Source organism: Cellulosimicrobium composti (assembly GCF_009711085.1).
Taxonomy (GTDB): Bacteria; Actinomycetota; Actinomycetes; order Actinomycetales; family Cellulomonadaceae; genus Cellulosimicrobium; species Cellulosimicrobium composti.
Window position 1 is genome coordinate 1 of record NZ_WMKA01000115.1, and the last position, 982, is coordinate 982.

At 82.7% G+C, this 982-nt stretch carries 1 pseudogene; it reads left to right on the top strand.

Annotated elements, in window-relative coordinates:
• Window positions 1-185: 185 nt before the first annotated feature.
• A pseudogene (locus tag GJV82_RS19195) lies at window positions 186-982 on the top strand (hypothetical protein); the annotation flags it as partial.

Here is a 982-nt window from a genome sequence, read left to right on the forward strand (position 1 = left end):
CGGCACCAGCACCGGCACCCGCGGCCCCGCCCGCGGCGCAGGGCTCCGCCGACGCGCCCGCGTCGGCCCCGTCCGTGTCGGCCCCGTCCGGGTCGGCCCCGTCCGGGTCGGTCACGCCCGCGGCGCAGGCCGCTGCCGATTCCCCGGCGCGGGTCGCCGAGGGTGCTGCGTCGGCCGGGGCGCCGGTGACCGCGGGGTCCGCCGCGCCGTCGGAGACGCCCGCGGCGCCGACGCCGTCCTCCGGTCCCGAGGCCGCGCCGCGACCGTCGGACCACGACTCCGCGGCCCTCCCGGCGGCCGGGGACCCGGCGGCGCGCCGCGCGGCCGACGACTCCGCGGCGCCCGAGCCCGCGCGCGCCGAGCCGCCCACCCGCACCGAGCCGCCCACGCGCACCGAGACCACCGCACCCGCGGCCGCAGCGGCTACGGCGAACGGACCCGCAGCGACGACCGGCGCCGCCTCCGGCGCGCGCGAGGCGACCGCTGCTCCCGCCGACCGCGAGCCCGCCGTCGCACCGGACGGCCCGGGCGCGACGGACGGCCCGGGCACGACGGGCGGTGCGGCCGGTCGACCGTCGGGTGCCGCCCCGGGGCTCACGACCGAGGAGCTGCGCCGCCGCTGGCCCGAGGTGCTCGAGAACCTGCGCGCGAGCCCGGTCACGTGGTCCCTCGTCAGCGCGAACGCCCAGGTCTCGGAGCTCGGGCCCGACGTGCTCTACCTCGCCTTCCCCTCCCCGGGGCTCGCGCGCACGTTCTCGTCGTCGCGTCACACGAGCGCGGTCCAGGACGTCGTCTACCAGACGCTCGGTCTCCAGGTGCGGGTCGAGCCGCGGCTCGACGAGGGCGGCGGTCCGGGAGGCGGCGGCCGTGCGCCGTCGCCCGCGCCCGGCTCGCCCGCCGCGTCGCGTCCCGGCGGCCCGGCCCCCGCACCCGGGCCCGCTCCCGCCGGTCCGGCGCCGTCCGCACCCGGGGAGTCCCGGCC